The sequence below is a fragment of the Myxococcus sp. AM009 genome (assembly GCF_013372605.1).
Classification (GTDB): Bacteria; Myxococcota; Myxococcia; order Myxococcales; family Myxococcaceae; genus Myxococcus; species Myxococcus vastator.
Genome location: NZ_JABXEP010000349.1, coordinates 1 through 1,293 on the forward strand (window position 1 = coordinate 1; position 1,293 = coordinate 1,293).

Sequence of the window (1,293 nt, forward strand, 5' to 3'; positions counted from 1 at the left end):
TGAAGTTGCCCCGGTTCCGCAGAGCGTTCCGCGCTTTCGCCCTCAAGCGGCAGCGCGGTGCTTCTTCTCGTAACCAGCGGGTGACTCGTAGTCGAGCGCGGAGTGGCGCCTGAGCGGGTTATACCAGCCTTCGATGAAGCGGAAGACGGCCATCCGCGCCTCGGCGTGAGACGTGAAACGGCGGCGTGCGAGCAGTTCACACTCGAGTGTAGCGAAGAAGCTCTCACACATCGCGTTGTCGTACGCATCGCCAACGCTGCCCATGGAGGGGCGCACGCCGGCTTCCTTGCACCGAAGTCCGAAGCCAATCGAGGTGTATTGCGTCCCTTGGTCGCTGTGGTGCACGACGTTCTGGGGCTGACGCTGCCCCACGGCCATGTCGAGAGCCTGCACGACGAGCTCCGTCTTGAGGTGGCCAGCCATGGCCCAGCCGACCACTTTGCGGCTCCATGCGTCGAGCACGACGGCGAGGTAGAGGAAGCCGGCGTGCGTCGGGATGTATGTGATGTCAGCAACCCAGAGCTGGTCGGGTCCAGGGGCCACGAATTTGCGGTCGACCAGGTCGGGCGCAGGGCGTGCGCGTTCGTCGCGCGTCGTTGTGACACACCACCTGCGGCGACTGACGCCCTCGAGGCCCGCTGCCCGCATGAGACGGGCGACACGCTTGCGGCCGATGTGCACACCCTCTGCCGCGAGCTCGGCGTGGATGCGCGGCACGCCGTAGGTGCCGTCGCTCATCGCGTGGATGGCGCGAATGCGCTCGCTGAGGCCCGCGTCAGCGACCGCTCGCTTCGAGGGCAGGCGCGTCCGCCACGCGTGGTAGCCGCTCTCGGACACCTCCAGGACACGGCAGAGCGTCGTGATGCCGTGGACGGCCTGATTCGCCTTCACGAGTCGGTACGCCGCTTGGGCGTCGCCACGGACTCCTGCGCGAACCAGGCCGCAGCTTTTTTTAGGATGTCGCGCTCCTCGCGCAGCACCCGCACCTCGCGCCGCAGCCGCTCGAGCTCAGCGCGCTCATCCGAGGCGACACTGCTCGCCCTGGGGGCTGGCCTGCCCTCGCCATTGCTGCTGGGGGCGCCACTGCAGCTCCCCTCCAACTGCTTCTTCCAGTTGCGGATGCTCTGCTCGGTACAACCGAACTCTCTTGCGAGACTCTTGCCGGACCGGCCGGCCTTCATCAACTCGACGACCCGCTCACGGAACTCCGGCGGGTATGGGGGGCGTGACTTCGGCATCGTGGGACCCTTTTCGCACAGCGGGTGGGACTCCACGAAACCGGGGTAACTTCAG

General features: G+C 66.8%; 1 protein-coding gene. It reads right to left on the minus strand.

Translation table 11 applies throughout. The annotated features are described in order from the left end of the window. Positions 1–42: 42 nt before the first annotated feature. A protein-coding gene (locus HV824_RS35785; protein ID WP_176425271.1) for an IS3 family transposase occupies positions 43–1,238 on the minus strand; the annotation gives its coding sequence in 2 pieces (ribosomal slippage) (positions 43–956 and positions 956–1,238; 1,197 coding nt in all). Between the last annotated feature and the right edge of the window lie 55 nt (positions 1,239–1,293).